Raw genomic sequence first — 26,480 nt, 5'->3', positions numbered from 1 at the left:
CACCTGAGTGAATGATGCAACCCCACGCCCACACGCGAAAATCCGCAAGGCGCTGACCCCGCTGCTTGAAATTCGCAACCTGACCAAGTCTTTCGACGGGCAACATGCCGTCGATGACGTCAATCTTACGATCTACAAAGGTGAAATATTTGCCCTGCTCGGCGCATCCGGCTGTGGCAAATCGACTCTGCTGCGCATGTTAGCGGGATTTGAACAGCCGACAACCGGGCAAATTATGCTTGATGGCGTCGATTTAGCGCACGTCCCGCCTTATCTGCGCCCGATCAATATGATGTTTCAATCCTATGCCCTGTTTCCGCACATGACGGTAGAGCAGAACATTGCCTTTGGCCTCAAGCAGGACAAGCTGCCAAAAGCTGAAATTGCCAGCCGGGTGAATGAGATGCTGGGCCTGGTGCACATGCAGGAATTTGCAAAACGCAAACCGCATCAGCTTTCCGGCGGTCAGCGTCAACGTGTGGCGCTGGCGCGTAGCCTGGCGAAACGGCCGAAGTTGCTGCTACTGGATGAACCGATGGGGGCGCTGGACAAAAAGCTCCGTGACCGCATGCAACTGGAAGTGGTGGATATCCTTGAACGCGTCGGCGTGACCTGCGTGATGGTAACGCACGATCAGGAAGAAGCCATGACGATGGCAGGGCGCATTGCGATCATGAACCGCGGAAAATTTGTGCAGATCGGCGAACCGGAAGAGATCTACGAGCATCCGACTACGCGCTATAGCGCCGAGTTTATCGGTTCGGTTAACGTCTTTGAAGGACTACTGAAAGAACGCCAGGAAGATGGGCTGATTATTGAGTCTCCTGGACTGGTGCATCCGCTGAAAGTAGATGCAGATGCGTCTATTGTCGATAACGTCCCTGTGTATGTTGCGCTGCGCCCGGAAAAAATCATGCTCTGTGAGGCTCCTCCCCCAGACGGTTATAACTTCGCGGTAGGTGAAGTGGTGCACATTGCCTATCTGGGCGATTTGTCGGTGTATCACGTACGTTTGAAAAGCGGCCAGATGCTGAGCGCTCAGCTACAAAATGAACATCGTTATCGCAAGGGATTACCAACCTGGGGTGACGAGGTCCGTTTGTGCTGGGATGCAGACAGCTGTGTGGTGTTGACGGTTTAAGGAGCGAAGATGAGTACACTTGAACCTCCGGCGCGCGTGGATAAAGCAGGGCGATTCACGCTGCTTATGTCGCGGCTGCAAATGAACCACGGGCGCAAGCTGGTGATTGCGCTGCCGTATGTGTGGCTGCTGCTCCTGTTTCTTCTGCCGTTTCTGATCGTCTTCAAAATCAGTTTGGCTGAAATGGCGCGGGCTATTCCACCGTATACTGACCTCGTTTCATGGGCTGACGATCAGCTATCCATCACGCTCAACTTAGCCAACTTCCTGCAACTAACGGACGATCCGCTCTATTTTGATGCCTACCTGCAATCTTTGCAGGTGGCGGGGATTTCGACGATCTGTTGTCTGCTGTTGGGCTATCCGCTGGCGTGGGCCGTCGCACACAGTAAACCCTCGACACGCAATATTCTGTTGTTGCTGGTGATTCTGCCGTCCTGGACGTCGTTTTTGATTCGCGTGTACGCCTGGATGGGGATCCTGAAAAATAACGGTGTACTGAATAACTTTCTGATGTGGCTGGGCGTTATCGATCAACCATTGACGATTCTGCACACCAATCTGGCAGTCTATATCGGTATTGTTTATGCCTATTTACCCTTTATGGTGCTGCCGATTTACACCGCGCTGACGCGTATTGATTATTCGCTGGTAGAGGCGGCGCTGGATTTGGGCGCCCGACCGTTGAAAACCTTCTTTAGCGTGATTGTGCCATTGACCAAAGGCGGGATTATCGCCGGATCGATGTTGGTGTTTATCCCGGCTGTGGGTGAGTTTGTAATTCCGGAACTGCTGGGCGGCCCGGATAGCATCATGATTGGTCGCGTGCTGTGGCAGGAGTTCTTTAACAACCGCGACTGGCCGGTGGCATCTGCCGTTGCCATTATTATGCTGCTGTTACTGATTGTGCCAATCATGTGGTTCCACAAATATCAGCAAAAAAGCATGGGGGAACACGGATGAATAACTTACCGGTCGTGCGTTCGCCGTGGCGTATTTTTATCCTGGTGCTGGGCTTTACCTTCCTGTACGCGCCGATGCTGATGCTGGTTATCTATTCGTTTAACAGTTCGAAGCTGGTAACGGTCTGGGCGGGGTGGTCAACGCGTTGGTATGGTGAACTTTTCCACGATACCGCGATGATAAGCGCCGTTGGCATGAGCTTAACGATTGCTGCGGGTGCGGCGACGATGGCGGCAATCCTCGGCACTATAGCCGCCGTGGTAATGGTGCGTTTTGGCCGTTTTCGCGGATCGAATGGGTTTGCTTTTATGATTACCGCACCGCTGGTTATGCCGGATGTCATTACCGGTTTATCACTGCTGCTGCTGTTTGTGGCGCTGGCGCATGCCATCGGCTGGCCTGCGGATCGCGGTATGTTGACCATCTGGCTGGCGCACGTCACCTTCTGTACGGCGTACGTGGCGGTGGTGATTTCCTCACGGTTGCGCGAACTGGATCACTCCATTGAGGAAGCGGCAATGGATCTTGGCGCCACGCCGCTGAAGGTCTTTTTCGTTATCACGCTGCCGATGATTATGCCTGCGGTGATCTCCGGCTGGTTACTGGCCTTCACGTTGTCGCTTGATGATCTGGTTATCGCCAGCTTTGTCTCTGGTCCTGGCGCCACAACATTACCGATGCTGGTGTTCTCCAGCGTACGTATGGGGGTTAACCCGGAGATCAACGCGCTGGCGACGCTGATTCTTGGCGTGGTAGGAATCATCGGATTTATCGCGTGGTATCTGATGGCGCGAACAGAAAAACAACGGATTCGCGATATCCAACGTGCAAGACGCGGCTGAAAAAACTAAAATCTGCCAACCTGTCTATACGGCGCCGCTGTGGTGGCTGCGCCGTTTTCATGGAAGACGACGCGTTGGGATTTTTTAAGAAATCATCCACATCACATGCTCGCTTAAACGTCCCTGCGTTGGTGCAGGTGGCGGCGCTGGCTATTATCATGATCCGCTGTCTCGATCTGTTGATGATTTTTAATACGCTAGGGTTGCGTGGAACCAGCGAATTTATTCATCGCAGCGTGCAGACCTGGAATTTGACGCTGGTGTTTCTGGGCAGCCTGGCGCTGCTGTTTATTGAAATCTACTGCGCATTTTCGCTGGTGAAAGGACGTAACTGGGCGCGTTGGGTCTATCTGTTGACCCAGATTATCGCCAGCGTTTATCTGTGGGCGGCCTCGTTGGGTTATGGTTATCCGGAACTGTTCAGCATTGCGGGAGAGTCCAGACGTGAGATCCTGCGTACGCTGGTGATGCAAAAGTTGCCGGATATGCTGGTGTTGCTGCTACTGTTTGTTCCCGCGTCCAGTCGGCGGTTCTTCCGTTTGCAGTAAATGTGGTCGGTGTTGTTTGTAGGCCGGATAAGGCGTTTGGGTCGCCATCCGGCACCGACGCCGCACAATTGCCTGATGGCGACCCAAACGCGTCTTATCAGGCCTACGAAAGCTCAGGCCTGATATGCATCCCGAATGATTTTACGTATATAATCTCCGCCCTCGATCACGTAAAGGTTTTTGTATGCAGTGCGCACTCTATGACGCCGGTCGCTGTCGTTCCTGTCAGTGGATTGAACAGCCGGTTTCCCACCAACTCACCGCCAAAATGGCCGATTTACGCCAACTGCTTGCTGAACATGCGGTGGCGGAGTGGCGCGCGCCGGTTAGCGGCCCGGAACGCGCTTTTCGCAATAAAGCCAAAATGGTGGTCAGCGGCAGCGTGGAAAAACCACTGCTTGGGATGCTGCATCGTGACGGTACGCCGGAGGATTTGTGTGATTGTCCGCTCTATCCTGCGTCTTTTTCGCCCGTATTTGCCGCGCTCAAACCGTTTATCGCCCGTGCGGGGTTAACGCCCTATAACGTGGCGCGTAAACGCGGGGAGCTTAAATATCTGCTGTTAACGGAAAGCCGGTTTGATGGCGGTATGATGCTGCGCTTTGTCCTGCGTTCAGACGCCAAACTGGCGCAGTTGCGTGCAGCGCTACCGTGGTTGCAGGAACGGTTGCCACAGTTAAAAGTGATCACTGTGAATATTCAACCGGTGCATATGGCGATTATGGAAGGGGAGACAGAAATCTTCCTCACCGAACAACAGGCGCTGGCGGAACGCTTTAATGATGTGCCGCTGTGGATACGTCCGCAGAGCTTTTTCCAGACCAACCCAGTGGTGGCTGGACATTTATATGCCACCGCACGCGACTGGGTGCGCCAGCTTCCGGTTAATCATATGTGGGATCTGTTTTGCGGCGTAGGAGGGTTTGGTCTGCATTGCGCCACGCCGCAGATGAAACTGACAGGTATTGAAATCGCGCCAGAGGCGATTACCTGTGCGAAACAGTCGGCGCAGGAGCTTGGGTTGCAAAATCTGCGTTTTCAGGCGCTGGATTCGACTCAGTTTGCTACCGCCCAGGACGAAGTACCCGATCTGGTTCTGGTGAACCCACCGCGTCGCGGGATTGGCAAACCGCTGTGCGATTTTCTTTCCCGCATGGCGCCACGTTTTATTGTCTATTCAAGCTGCAATGCGCAAACCATGGCGAAGGATATTCACGAGTTGCCAGGGTATCGCATTGACCGCGTTCAGCTTTTCGACATGTTCCCACATACCGCGCATTACGAAGTGTTAACGCTACTCAGCAGACAATAACGGATATGCCTGATGGCGCTTCGCTTATCAGGCCTACGAGGAGGGGCATGACTGTAGGCCGGATAAGGCGCTTGCGCCGCATCCGGCAAATGCAATATGCGAAAAAAAAGCCCGTACTTGCGTACGAGCTCTTCTTAAAATATGGCGGTGAGGGGGGGATTCGAACCCCCGATACGTTGCCGTATACACACTTTCCAGGCGTGCTCCTTCAGCCACTCGGACACCTCACCATATTGTATTGCTGCCTGACCGCTTGGGGGCAACGGGGCGCTACTATAGGGAGTTGCGCTAAAACGGTCAAGCAGAATTTACATGTTCACTGTTGTTTGGTTACGCAGTGTACATATTCCTCCGCCCGGACTGGCGCGGAGGATATAATTAACGCTGAGAGTCCAGTTTTTCGCCGTTGGTCACGACTTCCTGGGCTTTGCTATAACTTTCTATCAGCAACTGATACGCCGGGAAGACTTTGGTATACACTTCAGCCCATTCAGCGGCGTCTTCACGGTTCCATGTCCCCTGAATTTCAGAAGCGACGGCAGCGGTATCCATCGGCACGACGCCAGCCTGAACCACGCGAGCCAGGGTGATTTCCTGCGCCATTTTGCTGTAGGTGCCGGAGGCGTCGATTACCGCGAAGACCTTATAACCTTCAGCCACTGCGCTGATGGCCGGGAAAGCCATGCAGACGCTGGTGATCGTACCGGCGATAATCAGCGTCTTACGACCTGTTGCTTTTACCGCTTTAACGAAGTCTTCGTTATCCCAGGCGTTGATTTCGCCTTTACGCGCCACGTATTGGGCGTGGGGCGCATTGGCATGGATCTCAGGGATCAGCGGGCCATTAGGTCCCTGCGGTACAGACGCCGTGGTAATCACCGGCATTTTCGCCAGGGTGGCCATTTTAGCCAGCGCAGCAGCACGCGCACGCAGCTCTGGCATTGGCATATCGCCGACGGTCTGGAAAAGCCCGCTCTGATGGTCGATAAGCAGCATGACGGAATCATTCACATCGATGACCGGACGTGAACCATTAAAGTTTGCAGGACTGGACATATTCTTCTCCTTCGATTCAGATTTGGCCAAAACGGCCGGAGTTAAAATCGCGTACGGCTTCAGCGATTTCTTGTTTCGTGTTCATGACAAACGGGCCGTAACCTACAATTGGCTCGTTCAACGGTTCGCCAGACAGCAGCAGCACGATGGCATCGCTGGTGGCTTCAATGTGCAGCGTTTTCCCCTGCTGGCTTAGCACCACCAGTTGCGCTTCGCTGGCTGGCGTGGTGCCGTTTACGGTGATATTGCCTTTCAATACCACCAGTGCGGTGCTCCATCCTTCAGGCTGAGACAACGCGAGCTGATGATTACGTTGCAGTCGCATATCCCAGACGTTCAGCGGCGAAAAAGTATGTGCAGGCCCTTTGGTTTCCTCGTAGCTACCCGCAATAACGCGAACGCTTCCTGCTTCATCAGGGAGAGCAACCGTTGGGATAACATCGCTGGTGATGCTCTGATAACCCGGCGTGGCCATTTTGTCTTTTGCCGGCAGGTTGACCCACAGCTGTACCATTTCCAGTTCGCCGCCCCGACGGGTAAATTCCGGTGAATGGAATTCTTCGTGCAAAATTCCTGCACCTGCGGTCATCCACTGCACGTCGCCGGGACCGATAATGCCGCCGCGACCAGTTGAATCACGATGTTCAACTTCACCGCTGTAAACGATGGTCACCGTTTCAAAACCACGGTGAGGGTGTTCGCCGACGCCGCGCTTTTCGTTACCCGGTGTGAACGTATGCGGACCGGCGTAATCCAGCAGCAGGAATGGACTTAACTGCTCTGCATGAGACTGGTAAGAGAACATTGAGCGAACCGGAAATCCATCGCCAACCCAGTGCGGGCGAGGTGCGGTGTAGACGCCTGTTACTTGTTTCATTTGTGTCTCCTCAGTGGCGTTATCTTGATGTGAATAAGCTTATATTCATGACAGCGAATTGAGTAGTCGCTAAAATGGTCTTCACTGTCTCATTAATAGGACAATAAAATGACAAAGCCGGATCTCAATGATTTTGCTTGGTTTGTACATGTCGTAGAGGAAGGTGGTTTCGCCGCGGCGGGGCGTGCGCTTGATGAACCGAAATCAAAACTGAGCCGACGTATTGCGCAACTTGAAGAGAGGTTGGGGGTTCGACTTATTCAGCGAACCACCCGGCAGTTTAACGTGACTGAAGTCGGACAAACCTTTTACGAGCACTGTAAGGCGATGCTGGTGGAAGCGCAGGCGGCGCAGGATGCCATTGCGGCTTTACAGGTTGAGCCGCGTGGCGTTGTGAAGCTGACTTGTCCGGTCACCTTGTTGCATGTGCATATTGGGCCAATGCTTGCCCGATTTATGGCGCGTTATCCCGATGTATCCGTGCAGCTTGAGGCGACGAACCGTCGCGTTGATGTCATCGGTGAAGGTCTGGACGTGGCGATTCGCGTCAGACCTCGTCCATTTGAGGATAGCGACCTGGTGATGCGGGTACTTGCAGACAGGGGACACCGGTTATATGCCAGCCCGCGATTAATTGAACAAATGGGCGCGGTTAACTCCCCGGCGGAATTGACCCGTTGGCCGGGCCTGAGTCTGGCATCGGGTAAACATGTGCATCGCTGGGAGTTATTCGGCCCACAGGGCGCACGGGCGGAGGTGCATTTCACGCCGCGAATGATCACCACTGATATGCTGGCGTTACGTGAAGCCGCGATTGCCGGCGTGGGGGTTGTACAACTTCCGCAACTGATGGTGAAAGAGCAATTAGCGGCGGGTGAACTGGTGGCATTGCTCGACGGTTGGGAGCCCAAGCGGGAAATTATTCACGCAGTCTTTCCGTCTCGTCGGGGATTACTGCCCTCGGTACGCGCCCTGGTGGATTTCTTAACAGAAGAATATGCGCGGATGATTGAGGATTAAATACCTGTCCTCAGCCTATAAAAAAGGCCGGTTAAACCGACCTTTTATTATCTGGACGCCATCATGGTGGCGTGAAAACAATCAGCGACTACGGAAGACAATGCGGCCTTTGCTCAGGTCGTACGGGGTCAGCTCAACAGTCACTTTGTCGCCCGTCAGGATGCGGATATAGTTTTTGCGCATTTTACCGGAGATGTGTGCAGTAACCACGTGACCGTTTTCTAACTCTACGCGGAACATGGTATTAGGTAACGTATCGAGAACGGTACCCTGCATTTCAATATTGTCTTCTTTGGCCATCTAATCCTCTGGGGTATCACTACCGTAATTTGAACCGGCAAGATAATGCCGAAGTTCTTTTAATAAGTAAAGATTTGTGCGTTTAAAACACAGCAAATCGGGTTTGGCGCATTACTCTGACCACCCACGGCAAAGCCGCACGTAAAGCGCAACGTATAAGGGAACGAGGAGATAAACGATAGGCGTTGCCTGGCGCGAACTGTTCCTTAACGGCGGCGGGGTAATGGGCTAAACCAACTCTGCGGCACAATTATAACACCCCGACAAAAAATGTGCCGAAAACATTCACCCCTGAGGCGAAAATAACGTCCTTGGTATCCAGAAATGGCTCGGTAGCCGCTGCTGACGCAGTCTGCTCAGCTGCTCAAGGTACTCCCGCCGCGGGGTTTCGATGGCGCCCAGGGATGCTGTGTGGCTATTTAACACCTGGCAGTCGATTAATTTTCCGCCCTGACGGATAAATTCCGCGCAAAAAACAAGTAGTGCGGTCTTGGATGCATTTTCCTGACGACTGAACATTGATTCGCCACAAAACAGCGTACCTTGCGCCACGCCATACATGCCGCCGACTAATTCATTTTGTCGCCATACTTCAATTGAGTGCGCATGTCCCAGTTCGTGCAGCCGATGGTAAGCGTCCACCACATCGTGTGTGATCCAGGTGCCTTCTTCCCGATCGTTCGCACAGCCTTCAATCACCTGACCGAACGCGTAGTTGAGCGTCACACGATAAGGCGAATTTTTATGAAAGCGTTTCATGCTGCGACTGAGGTGAAAGTTCTCAGGCCAAAGAATGGCGCGCGGATCGGGTGACCACCAGAGAATAGGGTCACCGGGAGAAAACCACGGGAAAATACCGCGCTGGTAGGCCATCAACAGGCGGGCAGGGCTAAGATCGCCTCCCAGCGCCAGTAAACCGTTAGGCTCGCGTAAAGCGCCTTCCGGTGATGGGAAGGCTATAGAATGGCGGGACAGTTGCACCAGGCGCATGACAGCGAAACTCCACTACGCGAGTTTGATCGTTCAATAATAGCTTACAGACGTTGCTTAAACTGGTAATAACGCCCCTGCCTGGCTAACAGATCTGCGTGATTACCTTGCTCAATAATTTGTCCGTTGTCCATCACTATTATTTGATCAAAACGCGACAATCCGCGCAGACGATGTGTGACCATCAGCACGGTTTTATCCCGCATCACATCGCCAATTAATTCAAGCATTTGGCTTTCTGTTGTGGCATCAAGCCCTTCGGTAGGCTCATCCAGCAGCATCAGCGGGGCATCATGCAGCAAGGCGCGGGCGATAGCCAGACGGCGGAGCTCGCCGCCGGAAAGCTGACGACCGCCTTCGCCCAACCAGGCGTTGAGCCCATCGTCTTCAAGCAGTTTTTCCAGACCGACGCGGCGCAGGATCGCGGATAATGCTTCATCGCTGGCGTGCGGAGCTGCCAGCAGCAGGTTATCGCGAAGCGTAGCGCTAAACAGATGTACGCGCTGTGGCACGACGCTGATGATTTGGCGCAATGTGGCTTCATTCAGGGCTGAAAGCGGTCGATCGTTAATCAGGATTTCGCCACTCTGCGGATCCCATGCGCGGGTCAGCAATTGTAACAACGTTGACTTTCCGCAGCCAGTGCGACCTAAAATAGCGATGTGCTCACCGGGTTTTGCCAGTAAAGAAAGGGTGTCGAGTGCTTTTTGCGTCTGCCCCGGATAGCTGAATGAGACCTCACGCAGGGTAAGAGTGAGCTGCTCAGAAACCGGAGATTCGGTATCCGGGAAGGTGACTTCTGGCTGCTGTTCGGTCAGTTCGGTGATGCGTAATGCAGAGGCGATAACCTGGCCGAGATGCTGAAACGCGCCGGTGACAGGCGCTAATGCCTCAAACGCAGCCAGCGCACAGAAGACAAACAGCGCGATTAGCGCGCCTGGCTGGGTATTTCCGCCCACGTCGCCTGAGGCCATCCATAACATCATAATCACCGCCAGCGCGCCGATTAACAGCATGATCGCCTGCGACAGTGCCGTTAATTCGGACTGACGTCGCTGCGCTTCATGCCACTGCAATTCGGTGGCTTCCATTTGAGCCCGGTAGCGTTCACTGGCGCCGAAGATAGTTAATTCAGCCTGGCCCTGCAGCCAGGAGGTTAATTGCTGACGATATTGCCCACGCAAATGCGTCAGGTTTTGCCCGGTACTTTTACCGGCCTGATAAAAGAGTGGGGGCAGAATGAATAAGGTCAGCAGCATAATACCGCCGAGGGTGACAGCCAGCGTGAAATCGAGAACGCTCAGTCCCAGCGTGACCACCATGATGACGACAAACGCTCCCACCAGCGGAGACAGAACGCGTAAATAAAGATGATCGAGCGTGTCGACATCAGCGACGACGCGGTTAAGTAATTCACCTTGTCTATAGCGGGACAGGCCAGCAGGGGAGAGCGGTAGCAGCTTGCTGAAGGTATAAATCCGCAGGTGTTGCAGCACTCGGAACGTGGCGTCGTGACTGACCAGGCGCTCGAAATAACGGCCTGCGGTTCGGGTGATTGCCGCACCACGTACGCCCGCGGCGGGGAGCATATAGTTAAAACTGTAAATTCCAGTGACGCCCACCACCGCAGAAGCAGACAGGAACCAACCTGAGAGCGTCAGCAAGCCAATACTGGCCAGCAGCGTAACGATCGCCAGAACGATGCCCAGCGTTAACATCCATTTGTGACGTTTATACAGCGTCAGATAGGGTAGCAAAGCGCGCATTTAGATATCCTCCTGACGATGAGCCAGTAGTGTTGCAAAAGCACCGTTGGCAGCGCTAAGTTCAGCCCAGCTACCTTGTTCAACGATCTGACCATCCTGCATGACCCAGATAGCATCCCAGTCGGCAAGATCTTCAAGCTGGTGCGTCACCATCAGCGTGGTCTGGCGGCGCGATGCTGCGTTCAATGCCTGCATCACGCGTTGTTCACTGTGGGCATCAAGGCTGGCTGCGGGTTCGTCCAGCAGAAGCAACTGACACGGATTAAGTAACGCGCGCGCCACGGCCACGCGCTGCGCTTGACCAACAGAAAGTCGGGCCGCCTGATCGCCGACTGGCGTATCTACGCCCTGCGGCAGCAGCGGTAAAAACTCGCTCACCCAGGCGCTGTCGAGTGCGGCCTGAAGCTGTTCTTCACTGGCATCGGGCCGTGCCAGCAGTACGTTTTCGCGTAACGTGGCGGCAGGAAGCTGCGGGTTTTGCCCAACCCACGACAGCTGTTTGCGCCAGGAATCAGGCGACAGGTCGCGTAGTTCAAAACCATTGATCCGCAGCGATCCCTGATAAGAAAGAAAACCGGACAGAACATTCAGCAGCGAACTTTTTCCCGAGCCGCTACGTCCTACCACTACCGCACGTTGACCTGCTGCCAGGGTAAAGTTGAGCGGTCCCGCAAGCACTTTGCCTTCCGGCGAGGTGATGACCAGACCAGCAGCCTCAATTGAAACGGCATCTTTCGTCGCCAGCTCAATCTCACCACGCTCAGGGTGCGCCAGCGGGGTTTCCATAAAGGTTTTCAGACTGTCTGCTGCTCCAACGGCTTGCGCTTTGGCGTGATAAAACGTCCCGAGATCGCGCAGGGGTTGGAAAAACTCTGGTGCCAGAATGAGCGCCAGGAAACCGGACGCCAGCGTGACGCCCATACCGTAGTGGCCGAAGTCGAGCTCGCCGAGGTAGGAAAAACCGAAGTAAACCGCGACCAGAGCGATAGACAACGACGTAAAGAACTCGAGGACCCCGGATGACAGGAATGCCAGGCGCAGGACTTCCATCGTACGCTGGCGGAAATCCTGTGATGCTGCGCGAATACTTTCTGTTTCGGCTTCACCGCGGCCAAATATTCTCAGCGTTTCCATACCCCGGAGGCGATCGAGAAAATGACCGCTTAGTCGGGCAAGCGCCTGAAAGTTGCGGCGGTTAGCGTCGGCTGCGCCCATACCGACCATCGCCATAAACAGAGGGATTAGCGGGGCGGTTCCGAGCAGAATAAGAGCGGCTACCCAGTTTGACGGAAAAACGGCCGCCACAATCAACAGGGGAACGCATACGGCCAGCGCCATTTGCGGCAGATAACGCGCATAGTAATCATGCATATCGTCAATCTGCTCGAGGATCAGGGTCGCCCAGCTCCCGGCTGGTTTACCCTGTATCCAGGCCGGACCCGCCTGTTGCAGGCGATCGAGAACCTGGCGACGAATCTCAAAGCGAATATGTTGCCCGGCGTGAAACCCGACGCGTTCGCGCAACCAGACGACCCATGCGCGCAGGATGAAAACCAAAATCAGCACGATGAAAGGGAGCAGAAGCGCTTCCCGGGGGATATTGCCCATGATCATATGGTCCAGAATTCGGGCCATGAGCCAGGCCTGAGCGACAATTAACAGGCCGCTCACGAATCCCAGCAGGCGTGAAATGTTCAGCCATCGTTGGGATATTACACTTTGCTGTTTTAACCAGCGGGTCAGCTCTTTTTGACGGGTTTTATTCATTGCACGCTTAGCAGGTGAGTTATTGGAATTTTTGGGCAGGACAATGTTACAACGAGGCAAAAATAAAGGCGACTTATAGTCGCCTTTTTTACTTTTGTTACTGATTTGTAAAACTTATTTGCAAGCGTCTGCCAGACCGTCGAGATAACGTTCTGCGTCAAGCGCAGCCATACAACCCGTGCCAGCAGAAGTGATCGCCTGGCGATAAATATGGTCCATCACGTCACCCGCTGCGAAGACGCCTGGAATGCTGGTTTGCGTCGCATTGCCGTGAATACCGGACTGAACTTTGATGTAGCCGTTTTCCAGTTCGAGCTGACCGTCGAAAATGGCGGTATTCGGGCTGTGACCGATGGCGACAAACAATCCCGCAACGTCAAGTGATTCAACGTTGTCAGTATTTTGCGTATCGCGCAGACGCAGTCCGGTTACGCCCATTTGATCGCCAGTCACTTCTTCCAGCGTACGGTGCGTATGCAGCACGATGTTGCCGTTTTCCACTTTATCCATCAACCGCTTGATAAGAATTTTCTCAGCACGGAAGCTGTCGCGACGGTGAATCAAATGTACTTCAGACGCGATATTTGCCAGATACAACGCTTCTTCAACAGCGGTATTGCCACCGCCGATCACCGCAACTTTTTGGTTACGGTAGAAGAAACCGTCGCAGGTGGCGCAAGCGGAAACGCCGCGGCCTTTAAATGCTTCCTCTGAAGGCAAGCCCAGGTAGCGTGCGGACGCGCCAGTGGCGATGATCAATGCGTCACAGGTGTATTCACCGCTGTCGCCGGTCAGACGGAAAGGACGGTTTTGCAGATCAACTTTGCTGATGTGATCAAAAATGATTTCTGTCTCAAATTTGGTCGCATGTTCGTGCATACGTTCCATCAGCAATGGGCCAGTAAGATCGTGCGGATCGCCAGGCCAGTTTTCCACTTCTGTTGTTGTGGTCAACTGACCACCTTTTTCCATACCGGTAATCAGTACCGGTTGCAGGTTAGCGCGTGCAGCGTAGACCGCAGCGGTATATCCCGCAGGGCCTGAGCCCAGAATAAGAAGTTTACTGTGTTTGGTTGCGCCCATGAGATCCCCATAGTTGTTGGCAGGCAATGAGCAGGATTGTAGGGAATTTACAGGCGTAAAAAAAGAGTATGGCGATTTTGTTAACAATATGTGTAATAGCGGAAACCGATGAACGACAGATTGAGTCGTAATACTATAACGATTTCTACTTAAAATCGGTTAGTTATAAGGTGATAAAATGACGAATTTCCATCACTGCGACTGAATAACTGGCATGTTGTACTAAAAATCGATGTTTTGCTTTGACAATCCCCTGCTGTTTTGCGAAAACATTCAAGGAAGAAAAAAACTGTGTCATGTATGTGCTGCATAATCATGCATGTAGATACCATGTTTACCGTGTTAGCGAAATCTACGCATGGTGTGGACAGATGCCATTCGTGATGTCGATAGCCGCCGACAGGCAACGGTCTTCTCACCATAAACCCAGACATTGCAAGCCGTAAATCCCTCTGGGCTGCGGTTTATTTTGATGGGGAGCGACTCTGAACAGTGATGTTAGTAGAGTCAGGCAGGAGTAGGGAAGGAATACAGAGAGACAATAATAATGGTAGATAGTAAGAAGCGCCCTGGCAAAGATCTCGACCGTATTGATCGTAACATTCTTAATGAGCTGCAAAAGGATGGGCGTATTTCTAACGTCGAGCTTTCTAAACGTGTGGGACTTTCACCGACGCCCTGCCTTGAGCGTGTGCGTCGGTTGGAAAGGCAGGGTTTCATTCAGGGCTATACAGCGCTGTTAAACCCACATTATCTGGATGCATCACTTCTGGTTTTTGTTGAGATAACTCTGAATCGTGGCGCCCCGGATGTGTTTGAACAATTTAACTCTGCAGTACAAAAACTTGAAGAAATTCAAGAGTGTCATTTAGTTTCCGGTGATTTCGACTATTTGCTGAAAACACGCGTACCGGATATGTCAGCATACCGTAAGCTGCTGGGGGAAACCCTGCTGCGTCTGCCTGGCGTAAATGACACACGTACTTATGTAGTAATGGAAGAAGTCAAACAGAGCAATCGTCTGGTAATTAAGACGCGCTAACACGGAACAGGTGCAAAATCGACGCAGTTTGATTACACTCCTGTTAATCCATACAGCAACAGTGCCGGGGCAACCCGGTGCTGTTGTCCGTTTTAGCATCGGGCAGGAAAAGCCTGAAACCTGGAGAGCCGTTTTTGAGCCAGGAATACACTGAAGACAAAGACGTCACATTGACGAAGTTAAGCAGCGGGCGCCGACTTCTGGAAGCGCTACTGATCCTTATTGCCCTTTTTGCCGTCTGGTTGATGGCTGCCTTACTCAGCTTTAACCCTTCGGATCCCAGTTGGTCGCAAACCGCATGGCATGAACCTATCCATAACCTGGGAGGCATTCCCGGTGCATGGCTGGCGGACACGCTGTTCTTTATTTTTGGCGTCATGGCCTACACCATTCCGGTCATTATTGTCGGCGGCTGCTGGTTTGCCTGGCGACACCAGGCCAGCGACGAATACGTCGATTATTTTGCTGTTTCATTGCGCATTATTGGCGTTCTGGCCCTGATCCTCACCTCCTGCGGGCTGGCCGCAATTAACGCCGATGACATCTGGTATTTCGCCTCTGGCGGGGTGATTGGCAGCCTGCTCAGCACTACGCTGCAGCCATTACTGCACAGTAGCGGCGGTACGCTTACGCTTTTGTGCATCTGGGCTGCGGGATTAACGCTGTTTACCGGCTGGTCATGGGTGAGCATTGCGGAAAAACTGGGTGGCTGGTTACTTAATATCCTGACATTTGCCAGCAACCGTACCCGCCGCGACGATACCTGGGTCGATGACGAAGAATATGAAGATGAAGAAGAGTTTGTCGACGCCGCTGATGGTAAACCCCATGAATCGCGTCGGGCTCGAATTCTGCGCGGTGCGTTAGCGCGCCGTAAACGCCTTGCTGAGAAATTTACCAATCCGCTGGGCCGTCATACTGATGCTGCGCTGTTCTCCGGCAAACGCATGGATGATGAAGACGACATTGAATACAGCGCCCGTGGCGTGGTCGCCGATCCGAACGATGTGCTGTTTTCCGGTAATCGGGCAACATTGCCTGAATACGACGAACTCGATCCACTGCTGAACGGTCATTCGGTGACAGAGCCGGTAGCTGCCGCAGCAGCAGCCACAACGGCATCTCAGGCCTGGAGCGCGCCGGTTGATCCGCTGTTGCAAACGTCGCCAGTTACCAGCACCGTTATGGAACAATCGACGCCAGCCGTTGCCTGGCAATCCGCGCCTGGCCCGCAAACCGGTGATGCGGTGATTGCGCCTGCGCCTGAAGGTTATCCGCAGTCAGCCGAATATGCTCAGCCTGCGGTGCAGCAGCCGTATGAGCCATGGCAACAGCCAGTTGCACAGGAGAATCCTCAGCCGGAATATTACGCACCGCAAACGTCTGAACCGGTGTATGCGCAACCCGCCGCGCCGCAGCCGCAGGAATTCACCGCGCAGCAAAACTGGCAGCAGGAACCTGTTTATCAGTCGGAGCCTGAGCCGCAACCTGTCTATCAGCAGGAGCCTGGCTTCCAACAACCTTCCGCGTTCCAGCAACCGGTGGTTGAACAACCTTCTGTAGTGGAACCTGAGCCAGTTGTTGAGGAGACGAAACCCTCTCGTCCGCCGCTCTACTATTTTGAAGAAGTCGAAGAGAAACGAGCGCGCGAGCGTGAGCAGTTGGCCGCATGGTATCAGCCTATTCCAGAACCCGCTCAGGAGCCCGAGCGTGTTAAGCCGTCTATGCCATCTATGCCGACGGCTGCCTCCATTCCGCCCGTGGAGTCTGTTGCTGCCGTTGCGCCGCTGGCTGCCGGGGTGAAAAGCGCCGCTTCTGGGGCAAATGCCGCTGCCGCAGCACCTGTGTTTAGCCTTGCGGGTAGCGGTGCGCCGCGTCCGCAGGTGAAAGAAGGGATTGGCCCGCAACTGCCGCGCCCGAATCGTGTGCGCGTGCCTACTCGTCGGGAGTTAGCATCGTATGGCATAAAACTGCCGTCACAGCGTATGGCTGAAGAGAAAGCTCGCGAAGAGCAGCTTGATACCAATGCGTACAGCGACGATGAAATTGATGCAATGCAGCAGGATGAGCTGGCACGTCAGTTTGCCCAGTCTCAGCAGCACCGTTATGGCGATGATTATCAGGACGATACCCATCAGACTGATGAAGAAGATTTGGCCGCAGAAGCGGAACTGGCTCGCCAGTTTGCCTCGTCCCAGCAGCAGCGCTATTCTGGCGAACAGCCTGCCGGGGCCAATCCGTTCTCGCTTGATGACTTTGAATTTTCGCCAATGAAAACGCTGGTGGATGACGGTCCGCATGAGCCGCTGTTTACGCCAGGCGTGATGCCTGAGCCTGCGCCGCAGCACCAGGAACCAGTCGCACCGCAGCAGCATTATCAGCAGCCGGCACAGCCAGTCGCACCGCAGCAGCATTACCAGCAGCCGGCACAGTCAGTCGCACCGCAGCAGCATTACCAGCAGCCGGCACAGCCAGTCGCACCGCAGCAGCATTATCAGCAGCCAGCACAGTCTGTCGCACCACAGCAGCATTATCAGCAGCCGGCACAGCCTGTTACACCGCCGCCGCAGGATAGCCTGATCCATCCACTCTTGATGCGTAACGGCGACAGCCGTCCGGTTCAGCGTCCGAGTACGCCGCTGCCATCGTTAGATCTGCTCACGCCGCCGCCGAGTGAAGTTGAGCCGATTGATACTTTTGCACTGGAACAAATGGCGCGTCTGGTGGAAGCGCGTCTGGCGGACTTCCGTATTAAAGCTGATGTAGTGAACTACTCTCCAGGGCCGGTCATTACCCGTTTTGAACTAAACCTGGCGCCAGGGGTTAAAGCGGCGCGCATTTCCAACCTGTCACGAGATCTGGCGCGTTCGTTGTCGACCGCTGCGGTTCGCGTGGTCGAGGTCATTCCTGGCAAACCGTATGTCGGACTGGAATTACCGAATAAAAAACGTCAAACCGTTTATCTGCGCGAAGTGTTAGATAATGCGAAATTCCGTGATAACTCGTCTCCGTTGACTGTGGTGCTGGGTAAAGATATTGCGGGCGAACCGGTTGTTGCCGATCTGGCGAAAATGCCGCACCTGCTGGTGGCAGGGACTACCGGTTCCGGTAAGTCTGTTGGGGTGAATGCCATGATCCTCAGCATGTTGTATAAGGCGCAGCCAGAAGACGTTCGCTTTATCATGATTGACCCGAAAATGCTGGAGCTGTCGGTTTATGAAGGCATTCCGCATCTGCTGACTGAAGTTGTGACCGACATGAAAGATGCTGCCAACGCTTTGCGCTGGAGCGTCAATGAAATGGAACGTCGCTACAAACTGATGTCGGCGCTCGGCGTACGTAACCTTGCCGGTTATAACGAGAAAATCGCCGAAGCAGCTCGTATGGGACGTCCGATCCCGGACCCGTACTGGAAGCCGGGCGACAGTATGGACGTTCAGCATCCAGTGCTGGAAAAACTGCCGTATATCGTTGTTCTGGTGGATGAATTCGCCGATCTGATGATGACTGTAGGTAAGAAAGTGGAAGAACTGATTGCACGTCTGGCGCAAAAAGCGCGTGCGGCGGGGATCCACCTGGTGCTGGCAACCCAGCGACCATCCGTTGACGTCATTACCGGTCTGATTAAAGCGAATATCCCGACGCGTATTGCCTTTACCGTGTCCAGCAAAATTGACTCGCGTACTATCCTTGATCAGGGCGGCGCGGAATCGCTGCTGGGGATGGGCGACATGCTCTATTCGGCACCGAACTCGACGATCCCTGTGCGTGTACACGGCGCCTTTGTACGCGATGAAGAAGTTCACGCGGTGGTGCAGGACTGGAAAGCGCGCGGTCGTCCACAATATGTTGATGGCATTACCTCAGACAGCGAAAGCGAAGGTGGCACTGGTGGCTTTGATGGCGGCGAAGAGTTAGATCCGTTGTTCGATCAGGCGGTGAACTTTGTTACCCAGAAACGCAAAGCTTCCATCTCCGGTGTTCAACGTCAGTTCCGTATCGGCTACAACCGAGCGGCGCGCATCATCGAGCAGATGGAAGCGCAGGGAATTGTCAGCGAGCAAGGGCATAATGGTAATCGTGAAGTGCTGGCTCCGCCGCCCTTCGATTAATTGCAAAGTTAAGTAATTCAGTATTTTCTACTTTCCTCATGCTGATTTTTGGCCTGAAATGGATAGCAGAGGGATCTCCCCGTTGGGAGTGACGTATTTTGAGGAATAACGATGAAAAGAATCGCAATCACCTGTGCATTACTGTCGAGCTTTGTGGTGAGCAGCGTCTGGGCTGATGCTGCCAGCGACCTGAAAAGCCGCCTGGATAAAGTCAGTAGCTTCCATGCCAGCTTTACGCAAAAGGTTACGGACGGTAGCGGTGCGGCAGTGCAGGAGGGTCAGGGTGATTTATGGGTTAAACGTCCTAATCTGTTTAACTGGCACATGACGCAGCCTGACGAGAGCATCCTGGTCTCTGATGGTAAAACGCTGTGGTTCTTTAACCCGTTTGTTGAACAAGCTACTGCAACCTGGCTGAAAGACGCCACCGGCAACACGCCGTTCATGTTGATTGCGCGTAACCAGGCCAGCGACTGGCAGCAGTACAACATTAAGCAAAACGGCGATGATTTCGTGCTGACGCCGAAAACCAGCAACGGTAACCTGAAACAGTTTACGATCAATGTTGGGCGTGACGGGACGATCCATCAGTTTAGCGCCGTTGAGCAAGACGATCAGCGCAGCAGCTATCAACTGAAATCGCAGCAGAATGGCGCGATTGAACCATCTAAATTCACCTTTACCCCGCCACAAGGTGTAACGGTTGACGATCAACGTAAGTAGAGGCGTGTGAGTGAGCAATCTGTCGCTCGACTTTTCTGATAATACCTTTCAGCCACTGGCCGCGCGTATGCGGCCAGAAAATTTAGCGCAGTATATCGGCCAGCAGCATCTGCTGGCTACGGGTAAGCCTTTGCCCCGCGCCATTGAGGCCGGGCACCTGCACTCTATGATTTTATGGGGACCGCCGGGAACGGGTAAAACCACCCTTGCCGAAGTTATTGCCCGTTACGCTAACGCCGATGTTGAACGAATTTCGGCGGTCACCTCTGGCGTAAAAGAAATTCGTGAAGCGATTGAGCGTGCGCGTCAGAACCGTAACGCTGGCCGACGCACAATACTGTTTGTGGACGAAGTCCATCGATTTAATAAAAGCCAGCAGGATGCGTTTTTACCGCATATTGAAGACGGTACAATTACGTTTATTGGCGCTACCACCGAAAACCCCTCGTTTGAATTGAATTCGGCGCTGCTGTCGCGGGCACGCGTTTATTTGCTGAAATCGTTAACCACCGACGATATTGAACAGGTGCTTGACCAGGCAATGTCAGACAAAGCGCGTGGCTACGGCGATCAGGATATTGTTCTGCCACAAGAGACGCGTCGGGCGATTGCTGAACTGGTTAATGGTGATGCGCGGCGGGCGCTGAATACGCTGGAAATGATGGCCGATATGGCCGAAGTTGATGATTCCGGCAAGCGCGTATTGAAAGCGGAATTACTGACCGAAATTGCCGGTGAACGCAGCGCGCGCTTTGATAATAAAGGCGATCGCTTTTACGATCTCATCTCCGCCTTACACAAGTCGGTACGTGGTAGCGCGCCGGATGCGGCGCTCTACTGGTATGCGCGAATCATTACCGCTGGTGGCGATCCGCTGTACGTTGCCCGTCGCTGCCTGGCGATTGCCTCTGAAGATGTGGGCAACGCAGATCCTCGCGCTATGCAGGTGGCGATTTCCGCGTGGGATTGTTTCACTCGCGTGGGACCCGCGGAAGGCGAGCGGGCAATCGCTCAGGCGATCGTCTATCTGGCCTGTGCGCCGAAGAGTAACGCGGTTTACACCGCCTTTAAAGCCGCGCTGGCCGACGCCCGTGAACGTCCGGATTACGACGTTCCCGTTCACCTGCGCAATGCGCCGACTAAGCTGATGAAAGAGATGGGCTACGGTCAGGAGTATCGTTACGCGCATGATGAACCAAATGCCTATGCCGCCGGAGAAGAGTACTTCCCCCAGGAAATGGCACAAACGCGCTATTATCGCCCCACAAACAGAGGTCTTGAAGGCAAGATTGGCGAAAAGCTCGCCTGGCTCGCCGGACAGGATCAAAATAGCCCTATAAAACGCTACCGTTAGTGTTATCGTTGCGGTAATGTTGTCTCTGTATCCCTGTGACCGCAGGCTGTGGTCACTTTTCCCATTTTAATTCGATAAGCACAGGATAAGCATGCTCGATCCCAATCTGCTGCGTAATGAGCCAGACGCAGTCGCAGAAAAACTGGCAAGCCGGGGCTTTAAGCTGGATGTAGATAAGCTGCGCGCTCTTGAAGAGCGTCGTAAAGTTCTGCAGGTACAAACTGAAAACCTGCAGGCAGAGCGTAACTCTCGATCGAAATCCATTGGCCAGGCAAAAGCGCGCGGGGAAGATATCGAGTCTTTACGTCTGGAAGTGAACAAACTGGGCGAAGAGCTGGATGCCGCGAAAGCTGAACTTGATACCTTACAGGCCGAGATCCGCGACATTGCGCTGACCATTCCTAACCTGCCAGCGGATGAAGTTCCGGTGGGTAAAGATGAAAATGACAACGTCGAAGTCAGCCGCTGGGGTACACCGCGTGAGTTTGATTTCGAAGTCCGCGATCATGTTACCCTGGGTGAAATGCACACGGGTCTTGATTTCGCCGCTGCGGTGAAGCTTACCGGCTCTCGTTTCGTGGTCATGAAAGGGCAGATCGCACGTATGCATCGTGCGCTGTCTCAGTTCATGCTGGATCTGCATACCGAACAGCATGGTTACAGCGAAAACTATGTTCCGTATCTGGTTAACCATGACACGCTGTACGGTACCGGGCAACTGCCGAAATTCGCTGGCGATCTGTTCCATACCCGTCCGCTGGACGAAGAAGCTGACAGCAGCAATTATGCGCTGATCCCAACGGCCGAAGTTCCGCTGACTAACCTGGTGCGTGACGAAATCATTGACGAAGATGCGCTGCCGATCAAAATGACCGCGCATACGCCGTGCTTCCGTTCTGAAGCAGGCTCTTACGGTCGTGATACCCGTGGTCTGATCCGTATGCACCAGTTCGATAAAGTTGAGATGGTGCAGATTGTTCGTCCGGAAGATTCAATGGACGCACTGGAAGAGATGACCGGCCACGCCGAGAAGGTTCTTCAACTGCTGGGTCTGCCGTACCGTAAGATCATTTTGTGCACAGGCGACATGGGCTTCGGCGCATGCAAAACCTACGATCTGGAAGTGTGGATCCCAGCGCAGAATACCTATCGCGAAATCTCATCCTGCTCCAACGTGTGGGATTTCCAGGCGCGTCGCATGCAAGCGCGTTGCCGCAGCAAATCCGACAAAAAGACCCGTCTGGTGCATACCCTGAACGGTTCCGGTCTGGCAGTTGGGCGTACGCTGGTGGCGGTAATGGAAAACTATCAGCAGGCAGATGGCCGCATTCAGGTTCCGGAAGTACTACGTCCGTACATGAATGGCCTGGAATTCATCGGCTAACCTATCTTTCTATGCTAAAAAGCGCCTCAGGGCGCTTTTTTTATGCTCGTTTGACGTTGGACAATAACCCTTACCTACATAGGAGTAATACTGCCTTCGAATGAAAGTCAGTATCTACCAGTCTGTAAAGTGATACTAGCGATATATAAAAATATATACAACGAGTATTTATTTTTTGTTTATTGTGAGCAGCAGAGTGAGCCCCTATGAAAACTAAGATCCCCGATGCCTTGCTGGCAGCTGAGGTTAGTCGCCGCGGTTTGGTAAAAACGACGGCGATAGGCGGGCTGGCGGTGGCCAGTAGCGCGTTTACCCTGCCATTTACCCGTATTGCAAACGCTGCAGAAGCCATTAATCCCACGCAGCGCAATGAGAAAGTCATCTGGAGCGCGTGTACGGTGAACTGCGGTAGCCGCTGTCCATTGCGGATGCATGTGGTAGACGGTGAAATAAAATATGTCGAAACCGACAACACAGGTGATGATAACTATGACGGCCTGCACCAGGTGCGTGCTTGTCTGCGTGGTCGCTCCATGCGTCGTCGCGTTTATAATCCCGATCGTCTGAAATACCCGATGAAACGTGTCGGTAAGCGCGGCGAAGGTAAATTTGAGCGCATCAGTTGGGATGAGGCGTACGAGATCATTGCCAGCAACATGCAGCGTCTGATTAAAGACTATGGTAACGAATCTATCTATCTGAACTACGGCACCGGCACGCTGGGTGGCACCCTGACACGCTCCTGGCCGCCGGGTAAAACCCTGGTGGCACGTCTGATGAACTGCTGTGGTGGGTACCTGAATCACTACGGGGACTACTCTTCGGCACAAATCGCTGCCGGGTTGAACTATACCTACGGCGGCTGGGCCGACGGTAACAGCCCGTCCGATATTGAAAACAGCAAGCTGGTGGTGCTGTTCGGTAATAACCCTGGTGAAACCCGTATGAGCGGGGGCGGGGTAACCTACTACCTTGAACAGGCGCGCCAGAAATCCAATGCCCGGATGATTATTATCGATCCCCGCTATACCGACACCGGCGCAGGGCGTGAAGATGAATGGATCCCGATCCGTCCTGGTACAGATGCGGCGCTGGTTAATGGTCTGGCGTATGTTCTGATCACCGAAAACCTGGTGGACCAGGCGTTCCTCGACAAATACTGCGTGGGTTACGACGAGAAAACCTTACCGGCCGATGCGCCGAAGAATGGCCACTATAAGGCGTATATTCTTGGGCAGGGGACAGACGGTATTGCCAAGACCCCGGAATGGGCGGCGCAGATTACCGGTATTCCCGCTGACCGTATCATCAAACTGGCGCGTGAAATTGGCAGCGCTAAACCGGCATACATCAGCCAGGGTTGGGGGCCGCAGCGTCATGCTAACGGTGAAATAGCGACCCGCGCTATTTCTATGCTGGCCATTCTGACCGGTAATGTTGGTATCAACGGCGGCAACAGCGGTGCGCGTGAGGGTTCATACAGTCTGCCGTTTGAGCGTATGCCTACGCTGGAAAACCCTGTTGAAACCAGCATCTCAATGTTTATGTGGACGGACGCTATTGAGCGTGGCCCGGAAATGACGGCGCTGCGTGACGGCGTTCGCGGCAAAGATAAGCTTGATGTTCCGATTAAAATGATCTGGAATTATGCTGGTAACTGCCTGATTAACCAGCACTCCGATATTAACCGTACGCACGAAATCCTGCAGGATGAGAAAAAGTGCGAGATGATCGTGGTCATCGACTGCCATATGACCTCCTCGGCGAAATATGCGGATATTTTGCTGCCAGACTGTACCGCTTCCGAACAGATGGACTTCGCGCTGGATGCGTCCTGCGGAAACATGTCCTATGTGATTTTCACCGATCAGGCGATCAAACCACGTTTCGAATGCAAGACTATCTACCAGATGACCAGCGAGCTGGCGAAACGCCTTGGCGTCGAGCAGCAGTTTACCGAAGGTCGTACTCAGGAAGAGTGGATGCGTCATCTGTATGAGCAGTCGCGTAAAGCCATTCCTGAACTGCCTGGGTTTGAAGAGTTCCGCAAACAAGGCATCTTTAAGCAGCGAGACCCTGAAGGACACCACGTGGCGTACAAAGCGTTCCGTGAGGATCCCAAAGCCAATCCGCTCACCACGCCGTCGGGTAAGATCGAAATTTATTCGCAGCAGCTTGCCGAGATCGCGGCAACCTGGGAGCTACCGGAAGGGGATGTGATCGATCCATTACCGATTTATACCCCTGGCTTTGAAAGTTTAGACGATCCGCTGGTGGAGAAATTCCCGCTGCAACTGACCGGCTTCCACTACAAATCTCGCGTCCACTCGACCTATGGCAACGTAGATGTTCTGAAAGCATCCTGCCGCCAGGAAATGTGGATCAATCCGTTGGATGCGCAGCGACGTGGCATTAACAACGGCGACAAGGTACGCATCTTTAACGATCGTGGCGAGGTGCATATCGAAGCGAAAGTGACGCCGCGTATGATGCCCGGCGTGGTGGCATTAGGCGAAGGGGCCTGGTACGACCCGGACACGAAGCGTGTGGATCAGGGCGGCTGTATTAACGTCCTGACGACTCAGCGTCCTTCTCCTCTCGCGAAGGGGAATCCGTCACATACGAACCTTGTTCAGGTTGAAAAGGTGTAAGGAGTAACCGATGACAACCCAGTATGGATTTTTTATTGATTCCAGCCGTTGCACCGGTTGCAAAACCTGCGAACTGGCCTGCAAAGACTTCAAAAATTTAACCCCGGATGTCAGTTTCCGCCGCATTTACGAGTACGCGGGTGGCGACTGGCAAGAAGACAATGGCGTCTGGCATCAAAACGTCTTTGCCTATTACCTCTCTATTGCCTGTAATCACTGTGAAGACCCGGCCTGCACCAAGGTGTGTCCGAGCGGCGCGATGCACAAACGTGAAGATGGCTTCGTCGTCGTGGATGAAGATGTGTGCATTGGCTGTCGGTATTGCCACATGGCCTGTCCTTACGGTGCGCCCCAGTACAATGCTGAAAAAGGACATATGACCAAATGCGATGGCTGCCATGAGCGCGTCGCTGAAGGTAAGAAACCTATCTGCGTTGAGTCCTGCCCACTGCGTGCGCTGGATTTCGGTCCGATTGACGAACTGCGCAAAAAACACGGTACTCTGGCCGCGGTTGCGCCACTACCGGGCGCGCACTTCACCAAACCGAGCATTGTTATCAAACCTAACGCCAATAGCCGCCCGACCGGGGATACCACGGGTTATCTGGCCAATCCGAAGGAGGTGTAAGATGGGAAGTGGATGGCATGAATGGCCGCTGATGATCTTCACGGTCTTCGGACAGTGTGTGGTTGGTGGCTTTATCGTTCTGGCGTTGGCGTTAATGAAAGGGGACTTACGTCCTGAATCACAGCAGCGGGTAATCGCCTGCATGTTCGGGCTGTGGGTACTGATGGGTATTGGCTTTATTGCTTCTATGCTCCATCTGGGCTCGCCGATGCGTGCCTTTAACTCGCTCAATCGCGTAGGCGCTTCTGCGCTGAGCAATGAAATCGCCAGTGGTTCAGTGTTCTTTGCCATTGGCGGCATCGGCTGGCTGCTGGCGATGTTGAAAAAAATGCCGCCCGCACTACGCAATCTGTGGTTAGTTGTCACCATGGTGCTGGGCGTTGTTTTTGTCTGGATGATGGTACGTGTGTATAACACCATTGATACCGTGCCGACCTGGTACAGCGTCTGGACGCCGCTGGGTTTCTTCCTGACGCTGTTTATGGGCGGTCCGCTGCTGGGATATCTGCTATTGAGAATTGCCGGTATTGACGGTTGGGCGATGCGTCTGCTGCCTGCCATTTCGGTTCTTGCTCTGGTCATAAGTGCCATTATGTCTGTAATGCAGGGGGCCGAACTGGCGACGATCCACAGTTCGATTCAACAGGCGTCTGCGCTGGTTCCGGATTATGGCTCACTGATGGCCTGGCGGATCGTGGCACTGGCGTTAGCGTTGTGCTGCTGGATTGTACCGCAAGTCAAAGGTTACCAACCCGCAATACCACTGCTTTCCGTCGCATTTATTCTGTTGATAGTCGGCGAGCTGATTGGTCGTGGCGTGTTCTATGGCCTGCATATGACTGTCGGTATGGCGGTTGCAAGCTAATTCATAATATGCCGGATGGCGGCTCGTGCCTTCTCCGGCCTACAGATCCGTAGGCC

Annotated in this window: 20 protein-coding genes, 1 tRNA gene and 1 pseudogene; 14 read left to right on the top strand and 8 right to left on the bottom strand. The window is 53.7% G+C overall.

Annotated features, from left to right (window positions below; translation table 11 throughout):
• The first annotated feature begins 7 nt into the window (after positions 1-7).
• The 5 genes and pseudogenes from potG to rlmC form a co-directional block, all read left to right on the top strand.
• Positions 8-1,141: a putrescine ABC transporter ATP-binding subunit PotG gene (gene potG, locus OGV69_RS20460; protein WP_069323238.1), complete on the top strand. Its 1,134-nt coding sequence runs from the start codon at positions 8-10 to the stop codon at positions 1,139-1,141.
• 9 nt (positions 1,142-1,150) lie between these two features.
• Entirely contained in the window at positions 1,151-2,104 is a 954-nt protein-coding gene (potH, locus tag OGV69_RS20455; RefSeq protein WP_069323239.1) for a putrescine ABC transporter permease PotH, read from the top strand.
• Positions 2,101-2,946, top strand: coding sequence for a putrescine ABC transporter permease PotI (gene potI / locus OGV69_RS20450; RefSeq protein ID WP_038639247.1), 846 nt, complete (start codon positions 2,101-2,103; stop codon positions 2,944-2,946). Before potH ends, potI begins: the two co-directional genes overlap by 4 nt.
• A 59-nt stretch (positions 2,947-3,005) precedes the next feature.
• A complete protein-coding gene (locus OGV69_RS20445; protein WP_038639250.1) occupies positions 3,006-3,494 on the top strand; it encodes a YbjO family protein in 489 nt (162 codons plus the stop codon).
• 166 nt (positions 3,495-3,660) lie between these two features.
• Positions 3,661-4,806, top strand: a pseudogene (gene rlmC, locus OGV69_RS20440) (23S rRNA (uracil(747)-C(5))-methyltransferase RlmC); the annotation flags it as partial.
• A gap of 142 nt (positions 4,807-4,948) precedes the next feature.
• Here the strand turns inward: rlmC and OGV69_RS20435 are convergent.
• The 3 genes from OGV69_RS20435 to OGV69_RS20425 form a co-directional block, all read right to left on the bottom strand.
• Positions 4,949-5,036, bottom strand: a tRNA-Ser gene (locus OGV69_RS20435).
• 148 nt (positions 5,037-5,184) lie between these two features.
• The gene (locus OGV69_RS20430) at positions 5,185-5,862 is read right to left on the bottom strand and encodes an isochorismatase family protein (protein WP_032939929.1); all 678 of its coding nucleotides are present in this window, start codon (positions 5,860-5,862) and stop codon (positions 5,185-5,187) included.
• A 16-nt stretch (positions 5,863-5,878) separates the two neighbouring features.
• Positions 5,879-6,739, bottom strand: a complete 861-nt coding sequence (locus OGV69_RS20425) for a pirin family protein (protein WP_038639258.1) — start codon at positions 6,737-6,739, stop codon at positions 5,879-5,881.
• A 108-nt stretch (positions 6,740-6,847) separates the two neighbouring features.
• Here OGV69_RS20425 and OGV69_RS20420 point away from each other — a divergent pair, with 108 nt between their 5' ends.
• Entirely contained in the window at positions 6,848-7,759 is a 912-nt protein-coding gene (locus tag OGV69_RS20420) for a LysR family transcriptional regulator (protein ID WP_069323241.1), read from the top strand.
• 81 nt (positions 7,760-7,840) lie between these two features.
• Here OGV69_RS20420 and infA read toward each other — a convergent pair whose 3' ends face one another.
• From infA to trxB, 5 genes are all read right to left on the bottom strand, one after another.
• The gene (gene infA / locus OGV69_RS20415; protein WP_002211347.1) at positions 7,841-8,059 is read right to left on the bottom strand and encodes a translation initiation factor IF-1; all 219 of its coding nucleotides are present in this window, start codon (positions 8,057-8,059) and stop codon (positions 7,841-7,843) included.
• Between the two features lie 285 nt (positions 8,060-8,344).
• Positions 8,345-9,049: a leucyl/phenylalanyl-tRNA--protein transferase gene (gene aat, locus OGV69_RS20405; RefSeq protein ID WP_038639268.1), complete on the bottom strand. Its 705-nt coding sequence runs from the start codon at positions 9,047-9,049 to the stop codon at positions 8,345-8,347.
• A 44-nt stretch (positions 9,050-9,093) separates the two neighbouring features.
• On the bottom strand, positions 9,094-10,815 hold the full coding sequence (gene cydC / locus OGV69_RS20400) for a heme ABC transporter ATP-binding protein/permease CydC (protein WP_069323242.1): 1,722 nt from the start codon (positions 10,813-10,815) through the stop codon (positions 9,094-9,096).
• Positions 10,816-12,582: a heme ABC transporter permease/ATP-binding protein CydD gene (gene cydD, locus OGV69_RS20395; protein WP_150344853.1), complete on the bottom strand. Its 1,767-nt coding sequence runs from the start codon at positions 12,580-12,582 to the stop codon at positions 10,816-10,818.
• 114 nt (positions 12,583-12,696) lie between these two features.
• The gene (trxB, locus tag OGV69_RS20390) at positions 12,697-13,665 is read right to left on the bottom strand and encodes a thioredoxin-disulfide reductase (RefSeq protein WP_003831889.1); all 969 of its coding nucleotides are present in this window, start codon (positions 13,663-13,665) and stop codon (positions 12,697-12,699) included.
• Positions 13,666-14,212: 547 nt separating this feature from the next.
• On the opposite strand from trxB, the gene lrp reads away from it, so the two are divergent.
• The 8 genes from lrp to OGV69_RS20350 all read left to right on the top strand — a co-directional run bounded on the left by lrp (position 14,213) and on the right by OGV69_RS20350 (position 26,424).
• Positions 14,213-14,707: a leucine-responsive transcriptional regulator Lrp gene (gene lrp, locus OGV69_RS20385; protein WP_002439523.1), complete on the top strand. Its 495-nt coding sequence runs from the start codon at positions 14,213-14,215 to the stop codon at positions 14,705-14,707.
• A gap of 134 nt (positions 14,708-14,841) precedes the next feature.
• Positions 14,842-18,819 carry a DNA translocase FtsK gene (gene ftsK / locus OGV69_RS20380; protein ID WP_069323244.1) on the top strand — a complete coding sequence of 1,326 codons (3,978 nt, stop codon included), beginning with the start codon at positions 14,842-14,844 and terminating at the stop codon, positions 18,817-18,819.
• Positions 18,820-18,930: 111 nt separating this feature from the next.
• On the top strand, positions 18,931-19,542 hold the full coding sequence (lolA, locus tag OGV69_RS20375) for an outer membrane lipoprotein periplasmic chaperone LolA (protein WP_085049191.1): 612 nt from the start codon (positions 18,931-18,933) through the stop codon (positions 19,540-19,542).
• 10 nt (positions 19,543-19,552) lie between these two features.
• Complete coding sequence (gene rarA / locus OGV69_RS20370; protein ID WP_038639284.1) at positions 19,553-20,896, top strand: replication-associated recombination protein RarA; 1,344 nt, start codon at positions 19,553-19,555, stop codon at positions 20,894-20,896.
• Between the two features lie 91 nt (positions 20,897-20,987).
• Positions 20,988-22,280: a serine--tRNA ligase gene (gene serS / locus OGV69_RS20365; protein ID WP_003836908.1), complete on the top strand. Its 1,293-nt coding sequence runs from the start codon at positions 20,988-20,990 to the stop codon at positions 22,278-22,280.
• A 206-nt stretch (positions 22,281-22,486) separates the two neighbouring features.
• Positions 22,487-24,931: a dimethylsulfoxide reductase subunit A gene (dmsA, locus tag OGV69_RS20360; protein ID WP_069323246.1), complete on the top strand. Its 2,445-nt coding sequence runs from the start codon at positions 22,487-22,489 to the stop codon at positions 24,929-24,931.
• A gap of 10 nt (positions 24,932-24,941) precedes the next feature.
• Positions 24,942-25,559, top strand: coding sequence for a DMSO/selenate family reductase complex B subunit (locus tag OGV69_RS20355; protein WP_038639290.1), 618 nt, complete (start codon positions 24,942-24,944; stop codon positions 25,557-25,559).
• Position 25,560: 1 nt separating this feature from the next.
• The gene (locus tag OGV69_RS20350) at positions 25,561-26,424 is read left to right on the top strand and encodes a dimethyl sulfoxide reductase anchor subunit family protein (protein WP_038639293.1); all 864 of its coding nucleotides are present in this window, start codon (positions 25,561-25,563) and stop codon (positions 26,422-26,424) included.
• Positions 26,425-26,480: the final 56 nt, after the last annotated feature.

It is taken from the genome of Citrobacter sp. Cc139 (assembly GCF_030334645.1).
GTDB lineage: Bacteria > Pseudomonadota > Gammaproteobacteria > Enterobacterales > Enterobacteriaceae > Citrobacter > Citrobacter werkmanii.
Note: the sequence above shows the minus strand (reverse complement) of the source record. Positions and strands in the feature narration are given on the sequence as shown.

What these genes read in the sequence shown, in the direction of transcription:
- lrp (WP_002439523.1), top strand. Translation starts at nt 14,213, where the DNA reads ATGGTAGATAGTAAGAAGCGCCCTGGCAAAGATCTCGACCGTATTGAT.
- potI (WP_038639247.1), top strand. Translation starts at nt 2,101, where the DNA reads ATGAATAACTTACCGGTCGTGCGTTCGCCGTGGCGTATTTTTATCCTG.
- OGV69_RS20420 (WP_069323241.1), top strand. Translation starts at nt 6,848, where the DNA reads ATGACAAAGCCGGATCTCAATGATTTTGCTTGGTTTGTACATGTCGTA.
- OGV69_RS20430 (WP_032939929.1), bottom strand. Translation starts at nt 5,862, where the DNA reads ATGTCCAGTCCTGCAAACTTTAATGGTTCACGTCCGGTCATCGATGTG.
- OGV69_RS20425 (WP_038639258.1), bottom strand. Translation starts at nt 6,739, where the DNA reads ATGAAACAAGTAACAGGCGTCTACACCGCACCTCGCCCGCACTGGGTT.
- aat (WP_038639268.1), bottom strand. Translation starts at nt 9,049, where the DNA reads ATGCGCCTGGTGCAACTGTCCCGCCATTCTATAGCCTTCCCATCACCG.
- cydD (WP_150344853.1), bottom strand. Translation starts at nt 12,582, where the DNA reads ATGAATAAAACCCGTCAAAAAGAGCTGACCCGCTGGTTAAAACAGCAA.
- infA (WP_002211347.1), bottom strand. Translation starts at nt 8,059, where the DNA reads ATGGCCAAAGAAGACAATATTGAAATGCAGGGTACCGTTCTCGATACG.
- OGV69_RS20445 (WP_038639250.1), top strand. Translation starts at nt 3,006, where the DNA reads ATGGAAGACGACGCGTTGGGATTTTTTAAGAAATCATCCACATCACAT.
- OGV69_RS20350 (WP_038639293.1), top strand. Translation starts at nt 25,561, where the DNA reads ATGGGAAGTGGATGGCATGAATGGCCGCTGATGATCTTCACGGTCTTC.
- lolA (WP_085049191.1), top strand. Translation starts at nt 18,931, where the DNA reads ATGAAAAGAATCGCAATCACCTGTGCATTACTGTCGAGCTTTGTGGTG.
- potH (WP_069323239.1), top strand. Translation starts at nt 1,151, where the DNA reads ATGAGTACACTTGAACCTCCGGCGCGCGTGGATAAAGCAGGGCGATTC.
- serS (WP_003836908.1), top strand. Translation starts at nt 20,988, where the DNA reads ATGCTCGATCCCAATCTGCTGCGTAATGAGCCAGACGCAGTCGCAGAA.
- trxB (WP_003831889.1), bottom strand. Translation starts at nt 13,665, where the DNA reads ATGGGCGCAACCAAACACAGTAAACTTCTTATTCTGGGCTCAGGCCCT.
- cydC (WP_069323242.1), bottom strand. Translation starts at nt 10,815, where the DNA reads ATGCGCGCTTTGCTACCCTATCTGACGCTGTATAAACGTCACAAATGG.
- dmsA (WP_069323246.1), top strand. Translation starts at nt 22,487, where the DNA reads ATGAAAACTAAGATCCCCGATGCCTTGCTGGCAGCTGAGGTTAGTCGC.
- OGV69_RS20355 (WP_038639290.1), top strand. Translation starts at nt 24,942, where the DNA reads ATGACAACCCAGTATGGATTTTTTATTGATTCCAGCCGTTGCACCGGT.